Origin of the sequence: Streptomyces sp. BR123, assembly GCF_013401435.1 — a bacterium.
Taxonomy (GTDB): Bacteria; Actinomycetota; Actinomycetes; order Streptomycetales; family Streptomycetaceae; genus Streptomyces.
The window spans coordinates 1-16,630 of record NZ_JACBGN010000063.1 but is presented as its reverse complement, the minus strand read 5'-3'; the positions used below and the strand labels follow the sequence as shown (position 1 = coordinate 16,630).

Annotated in this window: 14 protein-coding genes; 5 read left to right on the top strand and 9 right to left on the bottom strand. The window is 73.2% G+C overall.

The features are described from left to right. Positions 1–220 precede the first annotated feature (220 nt). From HYE82_RS13180 to HYE82_RS13165, 4 genes are all read right to left on the bottom strand, one after another. Positions 221–691 (bottom strand): ATP-binding protein, encoded by a 471-nt coding sequence (locus HYE82_RS13180; RefSeq protein ID WP_179174197.1) that lies wholly within the window; start codon positions 689–691, stop codon positions 221–223. Between the two features lie 289 nt (positions 692–980). Next, complete coding sequence (locus tag HYE82_RS13175) at positions 981–1,949, bottom strand: acyl-CoA dehydrogenase family protein (protein ID WP_179174196.1); 969 nt, start codon at positions 1,947–1,949, stop codon at positions 981–983. A gap of 5 nt (positions 1,950–1,954) precedes the next feature. Then, positions 1,955–3,148, bottom strand: coding sequence for an acyl-CoA dehydrogenase (locus HYE82_RS13170; protein ID WP_179174195.1), 1,194 nt, complete (start codon positions 3,146–3,148; stop codon positions 1,955–1,957). Continuing rightward, entirely contained in the window at positions 3,148–4,410 is a 1,263-nt protein-coding gene (locus HYE82_RS13165) for an amidohydrolase family protein (RefSeq protein ID WP_256987158.1), read from the bottom strand. Before HYE82_RS13165 ends, HYE82_RS13170 begins: the two co-directional genes overlap by 1 nt. A 370-nt stretch (positions 4,411–4,780) precedes the next feature. Between HYE82_RS13165 and HYE82_RS13160 the strand changes: the two genes are divergently transcribed. Together HYE82_RS13160 and HYE82_RS13155 are read left to right on the top strand one after the other, a co-directional pair. Further along, the gene (locus HYE82_RS13160; protein WP_179174193.1) at positions 4,781–6,355 is read left to right on the top strand and encodes a class I adenylate-forming enzyme family protein; all 1,575 of its coding nucleotides are present in this window, start codon (positions 4,781–4,783) and stop codon (positions 6,353–6,355) included. 180 nt (positions 6,356–6,535) lie between these two features. After that, positions 6,536–7,822: an acyltransferase gene (locus HYE82_RS13155; RefSeq protein ID WP_179174192.1), complete on the top strand. Its 1,287-nt coding sequence runs from the start codon at positions 6,536–6,538 to the stop codon at positions 7,820–7,822. Between the two features lie 46 nt (positions 7,823–7,868). On the opposite strand, the gene HYE82_RS13150 is transcribed toward HYE82_RS13155, so the two are convergent. Further along, positions 7,869–8,387 (bottom strand): EF-hand domain-containing protein, encoded by a 519-nt coding sequence (locus tag HYE82_RS13150; protein WP_179174191.1) that lies wholly within the window; start codon positions 8,385–8,387, stop codon positions 7,869–7,871. 314 nt (positions 8,388–8,701) lie between these two features. Between HYE82_RS13150 and HYE82_RS13145 the strand changes: the two genes are divergently transcribed. Continuing rightward, positions 8,702–9,280 carry a sigma-70 family RNA polymerase sigma factor gene (locus HYE82_RS13145; RefSeq protein ID WP_179174190.1) on the top strand — a complete coding sequence of 193 codons (579 nt, stop codon included), beginning with the start codon at positions 8,702–8,704 and terminating at the stop codon, positions 9,278–9,280. After that, positions 9,277–10,587 carry a zf-HC2 domain-containing protein gene (locus HYE82_RS13140; RefSeq protein ID WP_179174189.1) on the top strand — a complete coding sequence of 437 codons (1,311 nt, stop codon included), beginning with the start codon at positions 9,277–9,279 and terminating at the stop codon, positions 10,585–10,587. The genes HYE82_RS13145 and HYE82_RS13140 overlap by 4 nt, the downstream gene beginning before the upstream one ends. A 62-nt stretch (positions 10,588–10,649) precedes the next feature. Here HYE82_RS13140 and purU read toward each other — a convergent pair whose 3' ends face one another. Both purU and HYE82_RS13130 read right to left on the bottom strand, forming a co-directional pair. Continuing rightward, entirely contained in the window at positions 10,650–11,525 is an 876-nt protein-coding gene (gene purU / locus HYE82_RS13135; RefSeq protein ID WP_179174188.1) for a formyltetrahydrofolate deformylase, read from the bottom strand. 14 nt (positions 11,526–11,539) lie between these two features. Next, positions 11,540–12,022 carry a hypothetical protein gene (locus HYE82_RS13130; protein WP_179174187.1) on the bottom strand — a complete coding sequence of 161 codons (483 nt, stop codon included), beginning with the start codon at positions 12,020–12,022 and terminating at the stop codon, positions 11,540–11,542. A 160-nt stretch (positions 12,023–12,182) separates the two neighbouring features. Here HYE82_RS13130 and HYE82_RS13125 point away from each other — a divergent pair, with 160 nt between their 5' ends. Further along, the gene (locus HYE82_RS13125) at positions 12,183–13,466 is read left to right on the top strand and encodes an ABC transporter substrate-binding protein (RefSeq protein ID WP_179174186.1); all 1,284 of its coding nucleotides are present in this window, start codon (positions 12,183–12,185) and stop codon (positions 13,464–13,466) included. A gap of 69 nt (positions 13,467–13,535) precedes the next feature. On the opposite strand, the gene HYE82_RS13120 is transcribed toward HYE82_RS13125, so the two are convergent. Further along, on the bottom strand, positions 13,536–14,987 hold the full coding sequence (locus tag HYE82_RS13120; RefSeq protein WP_309144300.1) for a proline-rich domain-containing protein: 1,452 nt from the start codon (positions 14,985–14,987) through the stop codon (positions 13,536–13,538). 142 nt (positions 14,988–15,129) lie between these two features. Next, complete coding sequence (locus HYE82_RS13115) at positions 15,130–16,509, bottom strand: transcriptional regulator (RefSeq protein WP_179174185.1); 1,380 nt, start codon at positions 16,507–16,509, stop codon at positions 15,130–15,132. Between the last annotated feature and the right edge of the window lie 121 nt (positions 16,510–16,630).

Below are 16,630 nucleotides of genomic sequence, written 5' to 3'. Positions count from 1 at the left end.
CGGCAGGCAGCAGGCAGCAGGCAGCAGGCAGCAGGCAGCAGGCAGCAGGCAGCGCCGGGGGATACAGCGGGTGGCGGCGTACAGTCGCGCACGCCCCGAGCGCGGCACGGCAGCCGCCACCCCCGCGACCCGCACTCGTCAAGGCCTTCCCTTGGCGTCCCCTCGCGACGAATCGCTCCACACCAGGGTGATCAACGGTTGACGAACCGTCAACTCCTCGTTAGAGGTACACGCGCGGTTCCCGGATCGACCCGAAATTCTCGCGCGGGCCGTCCGCGGTGGCAGGGGCATGACCGGCGGCCTCGTCCGCGCGGTCGACCTCGCACCAGATCCGCTTGCCCGCGCCCTCGCGCTGCCAGCCCCACCGGTCGGCGAGCCCGTCGACCAGCTCCAGCCCGCGCCCGCCGGTGTCCTCCCCGCAGGCCTGCCGCCGGGACGGCGCCCGGTCGCTGGCGTCGGCGACCTCCACCCGCACGCCCGGCCCGCCGAACAGCATCCGCAGCACGGCCGGACAGCCGGTGTGCACGACGGCGTTGGTGACCAGCTCGGAGATCAGCAGGATCAGCGTCTCGGCGAGCGGCTCGTCGTCCTTTATCCCGCACCCCGCCAGCCGGGACCGGGCCCACCGGCGGGCCCGGCCGACCTCGGCGGGGTCCGCTCCTACCTCCAGCTGCACCTGAAGCACCTGCACCGTTCACACCATCCGAACCGGCGGACACGTCGCCTTGTGACAGGACGGGATCACCGAACGTGACCCCTCTGTGCAGCAGCATGGTTGACATACAGTCACCACGACAAGCGCTTCAGGCATATTCCAGCGCGAAGATGCAAACGTGGTGCATACTGTGCGGCGCTCACGCCGCGCTACCGCTCGCATTCCCGGGAGCGTACCGGAGCAGTCCCCCGCATCCGGGCCGTATGGGGCCCATCCAAGGACACAAACCGATATCAACTCTCCGTAATCGGACATGCGTACCGGGTCACGCTCCGGAAGCGGCCAGCAGATCGGCCGCCAGCACCTCCTCCGCCTCGCCCGCGGTCCGCCACTGCTCGGCCCGCAGCCAGGCCCGCTTCAGGTGCAGGTGGACGTCGGCCTCCCAGGTGAAGCCCATCCCGCCGTGCACCTGGAGGCAGTCCCGCGCATTGCCCACGGCGGCCCCGTCCGCGAGCAGCTTCGCCCCCGCGATCTCCGCCGGGTCTTGCGTCACCGCCGCCGCGTAGACCGCCGTACGGGCCACCTCCGCGCGCACCAGCATCCCCGCGCACAGGTGTTTGACCGCCTGGAACGCCCCGATCGGCTGCCCGAACTGCTCGCGCTCCTTCGCGTGGCGCACCGCCAGCTCCAGGGTGCGCAGGGCGCTGCCGAGCTGGAGGGCCGCCGTCAGCAGCGCGCCCTCGTCGCGGTACGGAGCCACCTGCGCGGCGGGCCGCTCCCCGCCGTCGGGGTCCGTGGCCACGGGGAGCCGGTGCAGCGGGGTCAGGGGGTCCGCGGAACGGACCGGCTCGCCCGTCCGGAGCAGTGCCGCCGGGGGCACCGCCGACCCGAGGACGGCGTCCGCCTCCCCGAGGTGCGTCACCAGCGCCCCGCCCAGGTCGAAGGCCGTGACCACCGTGGTGCCCTGCGCCGCGCCCGGGACCGTTCCGGCCGCCAGGTGTGTCGCCACCAGCGGTCCCGGCAGCAGCGCCCGCCCGGCCTCCTCGAAGACGAGCACGGCCTCCGCGAGCCCGAGCCCGACCCCGCCGGCCGCCTCCGGCAGCCGCAGCGCGAAGAACCCGGCCTCTCCCAGCTCCCGCCACAGCCCCCGGTCCACCCCCACGGCGGCGGCCGGGCCGCCGCCCGCCGGGGGGTCCACGGCGGCCCGCAGCGCCTCGCGCCCGTACCGCCGCGCCAGCAGCTCCCGTACGCCCGCCCGCAGGTCGCGCTGGTCCTGCGTCGGCTGGAAGTCCACGCCCCTCACCGGCCCTTCGGGAGGCCGAGGATCCGCTCGGCGACGATGTTGCGCTGGATCTGCGAGGTGCCCGCCGCGATCGTGTACGAGAGGGAGGACAGCCGTTCGCGCACCCATTCCTCGTCCAGCGCGAGCGAGTCCGCGCCCAGCACCTCGGCGGCCGCGTCGTACAGCTCCTGCCGCGCGTGCGAGTAGGCGAGCTTGAACACCGACCCGCCGGCCCCGGGGACTCCCCCCTGCCTCCCCCGGGTTCTCGACTCCGCTCCAACAGGGGGGTCCCCCATCGCCTCGCTCACGTTCCACTGCGTGAGCCGCCACAGCGCGCCGAACTCCGCGTGGAGCCGGCCGAGGCGGCGCCGCAGCACCGGATCGTCCCAGCGGCCGTTGGCCCTGGCCGCGCGGGCGAGCCCGCCCAGGGTGCGCCGGCAGGCCACCACCTCGCCGACGAAGGCCGTGCCCCGCTCGAAGGAAAGGGTGACCATGGTGACCCGCCAGCCGTCGTTCTCCTCCCCGACCCGGTGGGAGACGGGGACGCGGACCCCGTCGAGGAACATCTCGGCGAACTCGGTGCTCCCGGCCAGGGTGCGCAGCGGCCTGACCGTCACCCCGGGCGCGTCCATCGGCATGGCGAGCCAGGAGATGCCCCGGTGGCGGGGGGCGGCGGGGTCGGTGCGGACGAGGAGTTCGCACCAGTCGGCGATCTCGGCGTGCGAGGTCCAGATCTTCGAGCCGGTGACGACGTACGCGTCGCCGTCGCGGACGGCGCGCGTGCGGAGGGAGGCCAGGTCCGAGCCGGCGCCGGGCTCGCTGAAGCCCTGGCACCACACCTCGTCGCCGCGCAGGACGGGCGGCAGCCAGCGGGCCCGCTGTTCGGCGGTGCCCTCGGCGGCGATGGTCGGGCCGGCGTGCAGCAGTCCGACGAAGTTCGCGCCGACGTAGGGCGCCCCGGCGCGCTCGGTCTCCTCGAGGAAGATCAGGTGCTGGGTGGGGGTGGCACCGCGCCCGCCCGCGTCGACGGGCCAGTGCAGGCCGGCGTACCCGGCGTCGTACAGCCTGCGCTGCCAGCCGAGGTCGTACGCCCGCCGGCCGGGCCAGTCGTCGGGGGAGGGCTTCGGCGGCAGCTCGGGCAGCACCCTGGCGAGCCACTCGCGCAGCCGTGCCCGGAACTCCTGCTCCTCCTGCGTGTACGCGAGGTCCACTACCGCGCCGCCCCGGCCGCCCCGGCCGCCCCGGCGTCCCCGGCCGGACCGGCGCCCCCGGCGGCCCGGTCGCGGTCCAGGTCGAGGCCGAGCATGCGGATGGCGTTGCCGCGCATCAGCTTGTGGACCGTCTCCTCGTCGAGGCCCTTGACGTGGTCGAGGGCGACCTCCTTGGTGTGCGGGAAGGTCGAGTCGACGTGCGGGTAGTCGGTCTCGAAGGTGGCGTTGTCGCGGCCGACGACGTCGAGCGAGGCGATGCCGTGCTTGTCCCGGAAGAAGCAGCAGAACATCTGCCGGTAGTAGTACGTGGACGGCGGCTCCGGGATCAGGTCGCGGACCCCGCCCCAGGCGCGGTGCTCCTGCCAGACGTCGTCGGCGCGTTCCAGGGCGTACGGGATCCAGCCCATCTGGCCCTCGCTGTAGGCGAGCTTGAGCTGGGGGAACTTCACCAGGACCCCGCTGAAGAGGAAGTCCATCATCGAGGCCATGGCGTTGTTGAAGCTGAGCGAGGCCTGGACGGCCGGCGGGGCGTCGGGGGACGCGGCGGGCATCTGCGAGGAGGACCCGATGTGCATGTTGACGACGGTGCCGGTGTCCTGGCAGACGGCGAAGAAGGGGTCCCAGTAGCCGGAGTGGATGGAGGGGAGGCCGAGGTGGGTGGGGATCTCGGAGAAGGTGACGGCGCGCACCCCGCGGGCGGCGTTGCGGCGGATCTCCGCCACGGCCAGGCCGATGTCCCACAGGGGGATGATGCACAGCGGGATCAGCCGGCCGCCGCTGTCCCCGCACCACTCCTCGACCATCCAGTCGTTGTACGCGCGTACGCAGGCGAGGGCGACTTCCTTGTCGTGGGCCTCGGCGAAGGTCTGCCCGCAGAAGCGGGGGAAGGTGGGGAAGCAGAGGGAGGCCTCGACGTGGTTGAGGTCCATGTCGACGAGCCGGGCCTTGGGGTCCCAGCAGCCGCGGCGCATCTCGGCGCGGGTGATGCCCTCCAGGGTCATGTCGTCGCGGTCGAAGCCGACGGCCGCGATGTTCCGCTTGTACGGGAACTTCAGGTCCTCGTAGATCCACCAGTCGGTCGGCGGGCCGTCGGGGTCCATGGAGATCACGTACTTGCCGCCCCGGTACTCCAGCTCGCCGATGCCGGCGGTGAGCGGCTTGGGTCCGCGGTCGCGGTACCGGGCGGGCAGCCAGACGTCGAAGAGGTGCGCGGGTTCGATGACGTGGTCGTCGACGCTGATGATCCGAGGCAGTTCCATCAGACCTTCTTTCGAAGGGCCACCGGCTGTTGCCGGCGGGGGAATCGAGTCCTTGGGGCGGAGCCGCGAAGCGGCGGGTCCGCTGCGCTGTCAGTGGCGGCCGGACGCGGGGAACGTCCCCGGCAGGGCCGGGCCGGTCCTCTGTCACGCGGCCCGGCCACCGGCACGGGAAGCCCGCGGCTTCCCTCGTGGGTGGAGTCACGGTGCCCCCTCGCCGCGAGCGGAGCCGGATCGAGCCTGATCTGACGGTTCGTCAGAAAGTGCGGTCACTCCACGCTAGCCCCGCCACCCCTGGACCGACAAGCGCCCCGGCCCTACGCTCTGCCATCATCTGACGGCACGTCAGTAGAGACCGGTCGAACGGAGGGCAGCCATGCCGGGAACGACGCCGACGCCGGCCGGCACCGCACGCGAACTGGACGACTCCCCCACCCTCTGGGCGCTGCTCGCCCGCCGGGCGGAACTGACCCCCGACACACCCGTCCTCATCCAGGCGGCCCCGGACCCCGCCGACGACCGCACCATCACCTTCGGCGCACTGCGCGACCGCGCCGAACGGGTCGCGGCGGGCCTGTACGGGATGGGGGTGCGCCCGGGCACGGTCGTCGCCTGGCAGCTGCCCACCCGGATCGAGACGGTCCTGCTCTCCTTCGCGCTGGCACGGATCGGGGCCGTGCAGTCACCCGTGATCCCCTTCTACCGGGACCGCGAGGTGGGCTTCGCACTGCGCGAGTCCAAGGCCGAGTTCTTCGCCGTCCCCGGCCTCTGGCGCGGCTTCGACCACACCGCGATGGCCGGGCGGCTCGGGGCGCGCGGCGTCTTCCGGGCGTACGGGGCCGCCGACCTCCCGGACGGGGACCCGGCCGTCCTGCCCGCCCCACCTGCCGACGGGACCTCCGTGCGCTGGATCTACTGGACCTCCGGCACCACCTCGGACCCCAAGGGCGTCCTGCACACCGACCGTTCGCTGATCGCGGGCGGCTCCTGCCTCGCCCACGCCCTGCGCCTCGGGCCGCGGGACGTCGGCTCGATGGCGTTCCCCTTCGCGCACATCGCCGGCCCCGACTACACCGTGATGCTGCTGCTGTACGGGTTCCCGGCGGTGCTCTTCGAGAAGTTCGCGATGCCGGACGCGCTGGACGGCTACCGGCGCCACGGGGTCACGGTCGCGGGCGGCTCGACGGCCTTCTACTCGATGTTCCTCGCCGAGCAGCGCAAGAACCCGGCCGAGCCGCTCCTCCCCGCCCTCCGGCTGCTCGCGGGCGGCGGCGCCCCGAAACCGCCGGAGCTGTACCACGCCGTGGTCCGCGAACTGGGCTGCCAGCTCACCCACGGCTACGGCATGACCGAGGTCCCGATGATCACGATGGGCTCACCGGACGACACGGCGGAGCACCTCGCCACCACCGAGGGCCGCCCGCCCGCCCGCATGTCGATCCGCATCACCGCACCCGACGGCACCCCGCTGCCCGTCGGCACGGACGGCGAGGTCCGGCTGCGCGGGGAGGCGGTCTGCCGGGGCTACCTGAACCAGGACGGCGCACCGGGGCCGTTCGACGAGCACGGCTACCTGATCACCGGCGACCTCGGCCGGCTGACCCCCGACGGCTACCTGGTCCTCACCGGCCGCAGCAAGGACGTCATCATCCGCAAGGGCGAGAACATCTCGGCGAAGGAGATCGAGGACCTCGTCCACCTGCTCCCGGAGGTCGGCGACGTCGCCGTGATAGGCCTGCCGGACCCGGAGCGCGGCGAACGCGTCTGCGCCGTCGTGGAGCAGCCTCCGGGTGCCGCCCCCCTGACCCTGCAGCGGATGACGGACCACCTCCGCGCCCAGGGCCTGGCCCGCCACAAACTCCCCGAACAGCTGGAACTCCTCGACGCCCTGCCCCGCAACGAGGCGCTCCGCAAGGTCCTCAAGTACAAGCTCCGCGAACGCTTCGCATGAGCCCGCGGGGCCGTCCGCGCCGGCGGCCCCCGGTGGACCGTGGCGGCCAGACGGCGGCCCCGTGGCGGGCGTCTCACTCCCTCCGGGAATGCCCGGCCCGGCAGTACGCACCCCGTGCCACAATGGTCAGCCTTCCTCAATCCACCAGAGCGCCCTTCGGGTCCGCTCCCGAGAGGCGTCATGCGCATACGCAACTCCCGCCAGAGCCGTTTCCGCTGGTCCCACGGAAGCGTTGCGGAACTCTTCTCAGGCCGGGACAACAGCCTCGGCCTGCTCCGGCTGATCCTGGCGTCCGCCGTGGTCCTGTCCCATGCACGCGTTCTCGGATTCGGTCAGCGCGAGTTCGGCTACGGCTTCGCCGCCGGGCAGACCGACATGGGAAAACTGTCCGTGTTCGGGTTCTTCGTCCTGTCCGGCATGCTGGTCACCCGCAGCGGCAACCGGCTACCCGTCGGCCGCTTCCTGTGGCACCGGGCACTGCGCCTGCTGCCGGGGCTGTGGGTGTGCCTGCTGGTGACGGCCTTCGCCGTCGCACCGTTCCTGTACTGGCGCCAGCATCACGACCTGGCGGGCTTCCTGGGCCGCGCCGACGGCCCGCTGGACTACATCAAGGCCAACTTCGCCATCCGGGTGCACCAGTGGGGCATCTCCGGGATCCTCGACACCGCCCAGAGCAAGGGGCTCGCGCACAACGGCGGCTTCAACGGTGCCCTGTGGTCCCTGGAGTACGAGGTCCTCTGCTATCTCGGCGTCGCCCTCCTCGCCCTCGCCGGGGCGCGGGCCGGCGGCGTGGTGCGCGCACGGCGCGCCGTCCTGGCGGTCACCGCGGTCCTCGGCTGCTACGTGCTCGGCGACGCCCTCACCGAGCCCCGGCTGAACATCATGGAGCACCCCGCGCGCGAGGGCGCGACCGCGGCGGTCGTCGGCGGCTACGTCGTGCCGTGGGTCTTCTACCTCGGCTTCGCCTTCGCCATCGGCGCGCTCATCGAGGTCTACAAGGAGCGGATCCCGGTCAGCGACCCCCTGGGCGTGCTCAGCGGCCTGGCCCTGCTCGCCGCCCTGCACTACGGCGGGCTGTACATCCTGGGCGTTCCCGCCCTCGCCTACCTGCTGCTGTGGCTCGCCATCCGGCTGCCCAAGCCCTTCCGGAAGGTGGGCCACAAGCACGACTACTCGTACGGCATCTACATCTACGGCTTCGTCGTGGAGCAGGCCGTGGCCGTGCTCGGCGGCGCCCGCTGGGGTTTCGCCGCCTACCTCGGGATCTGCGTGGCCGGCACCCTGGCCGCGGCGGCGCTGTCCTGGCACCTCGTCGAGCGCCCCGCCATGCGCCTGAAGGACGTCGGCCTGTCCCGTCCCGGCCTGCCGCGGCAGGCGGGCCGCGGCGACGCGGCCGGGACGACAGCCGCGGACCAGGACCGGGACGAGGCCCCGGCCCGCGTCCGCGCCGGCGTGAAGGCTCCGTAGCGGGGCGGCCGCGCGGCGCGGGCGGGGCCCGCCTCCCGGACCCCGGTCAGGCGTCCGGGGCCTCCACGCCGCAGTACGAGGCGAAGGCGGTGAGGAGGTCGTCCTCCGAGAGCCGGCCGTCTTCGTCCGTGTCGAGGGCCTCCGCCACCGGGCCGGCCACCTCCGCCCGGGTGCCCAGGACGCGCAGGACGCGGGCCGCCTCGGCCGGGGTCACGCCCGCGCCGTCCACGTCGGCCACCGCGATCACCGCGTGCAGGAACGGCCGCGCGATCTCCGCGAACCGCTGCGGGTTGTCCCGCAGGCGCTTCGCCGCCCCGGTGATGAACTCCTGGCGCGTCACCCGCTGGTCGCCGTCGACGTCCGCGATCCCGGCCATCCCCTGCCAGAACGCCTCCGCGCCGGCGAACACGGCCTGGCCCTTCTCCGAGCGCGGGGCCGTGCCGAATTCGGCCAGCACCGCCTTGGCGGCCGCGCTGAAGTCCTGGCGGTCGATATATCCGTTGCCGTCCTGGTCGAAGGTGGCGAACCGGGCGGCGATCTTGCGCTCGTATTCTGCGCTGTCCATATCGGGGGTTCCGCCTTCACGTGTGCGGTGGGGTGCAGTTCAAGACAAGCGGGAGCGTAAGCCCTTCACGGCCCGCGCGTTAAGCGAAGGTGTCAAGGAGGCTGCCGCATCGAACCCGCGCACGGGAAGCGCGGCGGGGCGCGCACATCCGTGCCCATGTGCCGGGCTCATCTGCCGCGCCGCGCCCCTGCGTTCACACCCCGTCACGGACCGGCCGCGGCAGAGCACTCTTCCAGGGCGAGGTTGCCGCAAAACAGGCGAGCACCAGCACGTGCCCATTACATTCGATGCGTCGACACACGGCTGGGGGCACGATGCCGAAGGACGCACCACCGCGCTGGGACCGCCGCATGCAGCAGCGGCTCGCCCGCGGCGAAGCCGCCGCGCTCGGCGAGCTGTACGACCGCTTCGCCTCACTCGTGCACAGCCTGGCCCACCGGGTCCTCGGCGACGAGACGGCCGCCGACCGGATCACCCGCGAGGTGTTCGGCTACATCTGGCAGAACCCGGACGCCTACGATCCCAAGCAGGGCTCCCTGCGATCCTGGGTGGCCCGGATCGCCCAGGGCCAGGCCGTCGCCCGGCTGCGCCAGGCCGAACTGGGCCGCGGCTCGCGCGAGGAACTGGAGCAGAAGGTGCGCAGCGCCAGCGCCGCCGCCCGCGCCGACTACATCGTCACGTCGATGCCCGCGCCGCTGCGCGCCGCCCTGGAACTCGCGTACCTCAAGCGGCGCGACTACCGGCAGGCCGCCGCCGACCTGCAGATCAGCGAGGACGAGGCCCGGCGCCGGCTGCGCCTGGGACTGCAGCTGCTGTCGACCGCCAACGTCCTCCCGCCGGGGGACGCCGCCCCGCCCGGCTACGGCCCGCCCGGACATGGAACGCCCCGATGAACGGTCCCGACGATGGACGCGGCGGACGCGACGAGCACGACGGGCGCGAGGAGCGGCAGGCCGGCGGGCGCGAGGAGCGGCAGGCCGGCGGGCCGGCCCGGATACCGGGTCCGCGCGGGCCCGCCGACGACCTCGACCCGCAGTGCGCGCCCCCGCCGCTCCCCGAGCCGGCACCTCCCGCACAGCCCGGGCGGGCCCCCGAGCCCCGCTCGCACGCCGTGCTGAAGTCGCTGCTCGGCGCGTGGGCGCTGGCCGCGTGCTCCGCCGAGGAGATCCAGGCGGTGGAGGAGCACCTCACCGAGTGCGCCCGGTGCGCCGAGGAGGCGCTGCGGCTGCGCGACGCGGTGGGGCTGCTGCACCCGGAGGACAGCCTGGACCTCAAGCCGCTGCTGCGGTCGCGGGTGCTGGAGGACTGCCTGGTCAAGCGGCCCGCCCGGATCCCGGTCCCGGCGTGGGCGAGGCCGTACGACACGGAGACCGCCCGGCTGGACGCGCTGCTGCGGGACTTCGGGGACTCCGAGTGGGAGACCCCGGTCCGGCTGAAGTGGTTCGAGGAGGAGCGCCGGCAGACCCGCCGTACGACGGTCGCCGGGGTGATCGGCCACCTGCTCACGGTGGACGGGATGATCGCGAGCGCGCTGGGCCTGGACGACCCGCTGGGTCCGGGGGCGGAACAGGAGCGCGGCCCGGCGGCCCGTACGGAGCGCTACTGGGGCTCCGCGGTGGAGCCGATCACCCGGCAGGTGCGCGAGCCGTGGCGGGAGCAGGGCCACACGCTGGTGCGGACGGTGTCGTTCGCGGGCCGGGGCGTGGCGGAGCTGTCCGTGGACTACGGGCACTTCGCGCTGGCGCTCGGGGACGCGTTCCTGGAACGGGCCTTCGAGTGCTGGGTGCACGCCTGGGACATCGCGGAGGCGGTGGACTACCCCTACGACCCGCCGTCGGGGCAGGACCTGCACCGGATGGTCGACCTGGCGGCCCGGCTCCTGCCGAGCGCACTGGCGCACCGCCGCCGGGCCGGGCTGGCGGCGCCGGCGCGGGGGCTGGTCGCGGCCGGCGCGCCCGGCCGGACCCTGCACCTGGAGATCGAGGGCTCGGGCGGCGGGAGCTGGGACATCGCCCTGGACTCGCCGGCCGCGAAGCCGTCGGCGGAGCACACGGTGGCGCGGATCGCTCTGGACGGGGCGGAGTTCTGCCAGCTGGCCGCCGGGCACATCTCGCCGGAGGAGGCGGCCGTCGGGCAGCACGGCGACCGGGAGGCGATCCGCGACGTGCTGTTCGCCGCCGCCTCCCTCAGCCACCTCTAGCCTCCGGCCCGCGCACCCGGCCGGGGACCTGCCGGGCCGGGGAGCTGCCCGGCCCGGGACGGTCAGGCGAAGACGACCGTGCGGGTGCCGTTGAGGAGGACGCGGTGCTCGCTGTGCCACTTCACGGCCCGCGCCAGCGCCTGGCACTCGACGTCCCGGCCGATCGCGACGAGCTGGTCCGGGGTGACCTCGTGGCCGACCCGCTCGACCTCCTGCTCGATGATCGGCCCCTCGTCGAGGTCTGCCGTCACGTAGTGCGCGGTGGCGCCGATCAGCTTCACGCCCCGGGCGTGCGCCTGGTGGTACGGCTTGGCGCCCTTGAAGCTCGGCAGGAAGGAGTGGTGGATGTTGATGATGCGGCCGCTGAGTTCCTTGCACAGGGTGTCCGACAGCACCTGCATGTAGCGCGCCAGGACGACGAGATCCACGTTCTCGTCGCGGACCAGCTCCAGCAGCTGCGCCTCCGCGTCCGCCTTGGTGTCCTTCGTCACCGGGATGTGGCGGAAGGGGATGTCGTACGAGCGCACCAGCTCCTCGAAGTCGGTGTGGTTCGAGACGACGGCGGCGATCTCCACCGGCAGGGCCCCGATCCGGGTGCGGAACAGCAGGTCGTTCAGGCAGTGCCCGAACTTCGAGACCATCAGTACGACCCGCATGCGCTCGTCGGAGCGGTGGATCTCCCAGTCCATCCGGAACGAGTCGCCGATGGCGGCGAAGCTGGCCCGCAGCTTCTCCACGGAGACGGGCGGCTCGGCCGAGAAGTGCACCCGCATGAAGAAGAGGCCGGTGTCGCGGTCGCCGAACTGCCGGCTGTCCTCGATGTTGCAACCGGTCATGAAGAGGTAACTGGACACGGCGTGCACGATGCCCTGCTTGTCGGGGCAGGACAGGGTCAGTACGTACTGCTGGGATGCCTGGGGCTGCGGGTCGTCGCTCATGGCACCACAGCCTTTCACACCGGGCGGGTGAGCATCCTCAGCAGTTCCAGGGAACAGGGCGCCGCATCCGGGTCCTCCCCGTCCGCCTGCGCCAGCCGCACGTGTGCCTCGCGGGCGGCGCGCACGGCCTCGGGCCAGGCGTGGTGCTCCAGGTAGGCGGAGACGGGGGCGTCGGGCCCGACCTGGTGGAGGATGCGGAGGACGTGGAGCACGGCGGCGTCGACGAGGGCGGCTTCCTGCGCGTCGCGGAAGATGGTGCCGACGTACTTCTCGGCGGACCAGCTGTCGAGCCAGGTGTCCTCGACGAGCCGGTAGACGGCGTCGGTGACGTCCCCGTATCCCTCGGCGCCGGCGAGCCAGACCTCCTTCTGGAAGGCCGGATCGGAAAGCATGTGCAGCGCCGAGCGCACGTTGCTGCGCCAGCGCCACCACGGCATGTCGTTCAGGGGCATGCCGCCCATGGTGGAGGAGCGGCCGCCGCGTCGGGAAGAGTTCATCGAACCTTGGGCGAATGTCACGCTTTCGATCGTACGTTCCGGTCTGACACGATCTTGAAGCACCTGCACAGGAGCACACCCCCGTCATTCACCCGGATGTCACCCACCGTTACGCCCATCTCACTGCCCAGTTACCCGCGGGGCGGAAGGGTGCTGGGACATGACCGACCGGAGATACTCAACTCCCCGCTTCCGCACCGCCGTTGCCGCCGCGATGGGCTCATGCCTCCTCGTCGGCTGCGGTGTGCTCCCCGGAGGCTCGGGCGGCCCCACGGACACCATCACGGTCATGACCTTCGCCCCGCAGGACACCAAGGCAACCAACATGCCGGGAATGACCGGTATGGCCAAGGCGTACGAGCGCTGGGTCAATGCCGCGGGCGGGATCAACGGCCACAAGCTGCGCGTGATCACCTGCAACGAGAAGAACACCCCGTCGGGCGCCGCCGACTGCGCCCGCAAGGCCATCGCCGAGAAGGCCGTCGCCGTCGTCGGCTCCTACAGCCAGCACGGCCGCGCCTTCATGGCTCCGCTGGAGGTCCAGGGCGTCCCCTTCATCGGCGGGTACGGAGTCTCCGCCGAGGAATTCCAGAGCAACCTCTCCTTCCCCGTCAACGGCGGCCAGCCCGTCCTCCTCGCCGGCGCCGGCCGCCAGCTGGGCCGCGCCTGCGGCCAGGTGGCACTGGTCCGGCCCGACACCCTCGCCGGAGACTCCATGCCGGTCCTGCTCAATGCCGGTCTGCAGTCCGACGGCACCGGCAAGGCGGGCGAGGCCGCCGACATCCGCGCTGCCGAGGACTCCGCCGATTTCATGCCGCAGGCCCGCGAGGCCCTGGCCAGTTCCTCCGGCGGCAAGGAGCGCGGTTGCGTGACGGCCGTCCTCGGCCAGCGCACCGAGACGTTCTTCGACGCCTTCCGCCGGGCCGACGACAAGAAGAAGAGCCCGCAGATCGCCTCCGTGCTGGGCAGTGTCAGCCAGGCCCTCATCGACCGCACCGGAGGCCGGGAGAGCCCCTTCGAGGGCGCACTGGTCACCAGCTGGTACCCGGTGTCGAGCGACCCGCTGTGGCAGCCGATGCGGAAGGTGATCTCCGAGCACGCCTTCGGCAACGACTCCGTGGACCCGGACGACAGCGGGACGCAGACCACCTGGATCGCGTACACCGTGCTCGGCGAGGCCCTCAAGCGGCTGAAGTCCGGCGAGGCCGTCACCTCGCACAAGGTGACGCGCGCCCTGAACCAGGCGGACCCGGTCCGGACCGGCGGCCTGACCCCCGACCTGAACTGGCGGTACGAGAACATGCGCGCCCTCGCCGGCTTCCCGCGCATCGTGAACGGGCGCGTCACCTTCCAGGTCGTGCAGTCCGGCCGGCTGATCGCCCAGCAGGGCGAGCAGCCGATGGACATGACCCGGACCCTGGAGCAGGCCCCCCGCGCCATGTGAGGCGGGGCACGGCGGGCACCGCCGGCCGCGGCGTGTGACGCGGGCCGCGGCGGGGGGGGCCGCGGTGCGCTACAGCTGCGACTTGTCCCGCTTCGTGAGGTTGTACTTGGCCGCGATCGTGTTCCACATGGTCGCGGCCGACTCCTTCGCCCGCGTCGCCTCCGCGCTCGACTTGTTGCCGTCGCCGGCGTCGTCCGTGCTCCGGGCCCGGCCGTCCTTGCAGCCCTTCTTGTCCCCGGCCACGTCGTCCGCCCAGGCCGCGTAGCTGTTGTCGGCGTCCGCCGACGCCTTCCAGGCCTTGTTGAGCGCCGCGGACAGCCTCGCGTGGTTCGGGAGCAGGTCCATCTTCACGTCCTGGAGCCGGGTGACGAGCTCCTCGCGCTGCCGGGCCGCGTCGCGCAGGTCGCTCGCCGCCGTGCCGAGGTTGCGGCAGCTCTTGATGTCGTCGACCGCCTTGATCACGGTGGACCGGCTGTCGTTGGAGTCCGCGAGGAGCTTGTCCAGCTGGACGGCCTGGGACTTGGCCGGGTCCACCGGCGCCTCGGCGGCCGCCGCGGCCGAGGTTCCCGCGGACGGAGTGGGGGCGGCCGCCGCTGCGGCCGGGTCGTTGTTCTGCTTCTTGCCGTCGCTGAGCAGTGCGCCGACGCCGAGCCCGACCACGGCCAGGCCGATCACCACGGCCCCGATGACCGCCGGCGGCACGCGTCGCGCCGGCTCGGGCTCGGGCGGCGGTGCGTACTGCCCCTGCCCCGGCGCGCCCTGGGGGAACGGCTGCTGCGGATGCTGCCCGCGCGGCGGGTACGGGCGCGGCTGCCGCAGCACCGGCTCCCGGACCGGCGGCAGCTGCTGGGTGTGCCCGTCGCTGCCGGCGAGGCCGTCGCCGTCGCGGAAGAGCCCGTCGAAGCCGTCGATGACCGGCGGAATGTACTGGGTCGCGGCCTCGTCGTGCGAGGGAGCCGCCGGCCCGGCCGGTACCGGCGGAATGTACTGCGTCGCCGCCTCGTGGTGGCCGGGGGCCCCCGGGCCCGCCGGTACCGGCGGGATGTACTGGGTGGCCGCCTCGTCGTGCGAGGGAGCCGCCGGCCCGGCCGGTACCGGCGGGATGTACTGCGTCGCCGCCTCGTCGTACCCGGGGGCCGCCGGGCCCGCCGGGACGGGCGCGATGTACTGCGTCGCGGCCTCGTCGAAGGCGGGGGCCGCCTGCGGCGCGGGGGCACCCGGGACCGGCGGGGCGTACGGCGTCCCGGGCGCGCCGGGCGCCGGGCCGGCCGCGACCGGCGGGATGTACTGGGTCGCGGCCTCCGGCAGCGGCGGGTAGCCGTAACCCTGCGGCCGGCCGGGGCCCTCCCAGCCGGGCCCGAGCACGTGCCCGGGCTCCGGGGGTCCGGGCTCCGCCTGCACGGGCGGGGGCGGTGTCCGGCCGGGGGCCTGCGGCCCCTGCGCGTACGCCGGATCGGGGCCCCACGACGCACCGGGCTGCGGGCCCGCCTGCGGGGCGTTCCCCTGTCCGTTCTCCGTCACCGGGACTCCTTCGCCGACTACTCCGAACACTGCGAACCTTCGGAACGCCGCCTCACGCTACCCGGACCCCGCCCTCCCCGTCAGGCCCACCTCGGTGGAGGATCCACATCACAAACGGACATACCTCCCGCCGGGCGACCCGCTAGGCGACCGCCTCCAGCCGCGCCGCGAACTCGCGGACCGCCGCCTCCTCCCGGTACGGCTGGATCCGCGCCCGGAAGTCGTCCAGGTACTCCGCGCCCCGACCGGAACGGAGCCCGGACAGCAGTTCCGCCGCCCGCCCCGCGGTCTGACAGGCCTGCTCCACCTCCCGTTGCTGCACCTGCGCGGCCGCCAGCAGCAGCATCCCGATCGCCCGCCGCCGCGCCTTCCCGGCCGGCAGCCCGGCCAGTGCCTCCTGCGCCTGCCGGGCCGCCTGCTCCGCCTGCCCCAGGTCCCGGTGGCAGTGAGAAAGCTCATCCGCCAGGTACGCCTGGTCGAAATGCCGGATCCACACCGGATCGTCCCCGGATTCCGGCTCCGCCCGCTCCAGTGCCGTCACCGCCCTCGACGAGAGCACCGCCGCCGCCCTGGCATCGCCCAGCAGTGCGTGCCCGCGCGCCTCGGCCGCGTAGAACATGGACTCCACCCGCGGGGTCACCTGCCCGCGCGTCCCCTCCTGGGCGGCCCGAGCCAGCTGGGCGATCTCCCGCGGATTGCCGAGCTCCGCGGCGAGGTGGCTCATGGACGCCGCCAGCACGTACCCGCCGTACGCCCGGTCCCCGGCCGCCTGCGCCAGCCGCAGCGCCTGGATGTAGTAGCGCTGCGCAAGGCCCGGCTGCCCGGTGTCCACCGCCATGTACCCGGCGAGCTCCGTCAGCCGGGCCACCGCCGCGAACAGGGAGCGCCCGACCGGCTCCCGGTACGAACCCCCGATCAGCCCGGACACCACCGAGTTGAGGTAGTGCACGACGACGGGCCGGACGTGGCCGCTGCCGAAGCGGTGGTCGAGCTCCTTGAGGGCCTCGGTGGTCGCCCGTACCGCCTCCACGTCCGAGACGCCGACGCGCGAGCCGCCGCTGCGGGCCACCTGCGCGTCGGCGCCGGTGATCAGCCAGTCCCTGCTCGGCTCGACCAGCGCGGACGCGGCGACGCTCGCCCCGGACAGGAAGTCCCGCCGCCCGACGTCGCTCCGCCACAGCTCGCTCACCTGCTCGATGGCGCCGCTGACGGTCGGGGAGAACTGCAGGCCGATGCCGGAGGCGAGGTTCTTGCCGTTGGCCATGCCGATCTCGTCGATGGTGACGGTCCGGCCGAGTTTTCGGCCGAGCGCCTCGGCGATGATTCCGGGAGCCCTGCCCCGTGGCTGCTGGCCGCGCAGCCAGCGGGCCACGGAGGTCTTGTCGTAGCGGAGGTCGAGGCCGTGCTCGGCCCCGCACATGTTGACGCGCCGGGCGAGCCCGGCGTTCGAGCACCCGGCTTCCTGAATCAGTGCCTGCAGCCGTTCGTTCGGCTGGCGGGCGACGAGAGGCCTGGCTGCCATGAAAACCCCCAGAGGCCGCGGGTGATCGTTGGAATGATCACTTCCCGCCTGATGTGCGGAGAATCATCCGCTCTGCGTCGTGTCGCTACCCAACTCGGGTGCCCCGCCCTCCCACGCGCCC

What these genes read in the sequence shown, in the direction of transcription:
- HYE82_RS13160 (WP_179174193.1), top strand. Translation starts at nt 4,781, where the DNA reads ATGCCGGGAACGACGCCGACGCCGGCCGGCACCGCACGCGAACTGGAC.
- HYE82_RS13155 (WP_179174192.1), top strand. Translation starts at nt 6,536, where the DNA reads ATGCGCATACGCAACTCCCGCCAGAGCCGTTTCCGCTGGTCCCACGGA.
- HYE82_RS13150 (WP_179174191.1), bottom strand. Translation starts at nt 8,387, where the DNA reads ATGGACAGCGCAGAATACGAGCGCAAGATCGCCGCCCGGTTCGCCACC.
- HYE82_RS13145 (WP_179174190.1), top strand. Translation starts at nt 8,702, where the DNA reads ATGCCGAAGGACGCACCACCGCGCTGGGACCGCCGCATGCAGCAGCGG.
- HYE82_RS13140 (WP_179174189.1), top strand. Translation starts at nt 9,277, where the DNA reads ATGAACGGTCCCGACGATGGACGCGGCGGACGCGACGAGCACGACGGG.
- purU (WP_179174188.1), bottom strand. Translation starts at nt 11,525, where the DNA reads ATGAGCGACGACCCGCAGCCCCAGGCATCCCAGCAGTACGTACTGACC.
- HYE82_RS13130 (WP_179174187.1), bottom strand. Translation starts at nt 12,022, where the DNA reads ATGAACTCTTCCCGACGCGGCGGCCGCTCCTCCACCATGGGCGGCATG.
- HYE82_RS13125 (WP_179174186.1), top strand. Translation starts at nt 12,183, where the DNA reads ATGACCGACCGGAGATACTCAACTCCCCGCTTCCGCACCGCCGTTGCC.
- HYE82_RS13115 (WP_179174185.1), bottom strand. Translation starts at nt 16,509, where the DNA reads ATGGCAGCCAGGCCTCTCGTCGCCCGCCAGCCGAACGAACGGCTGCAG.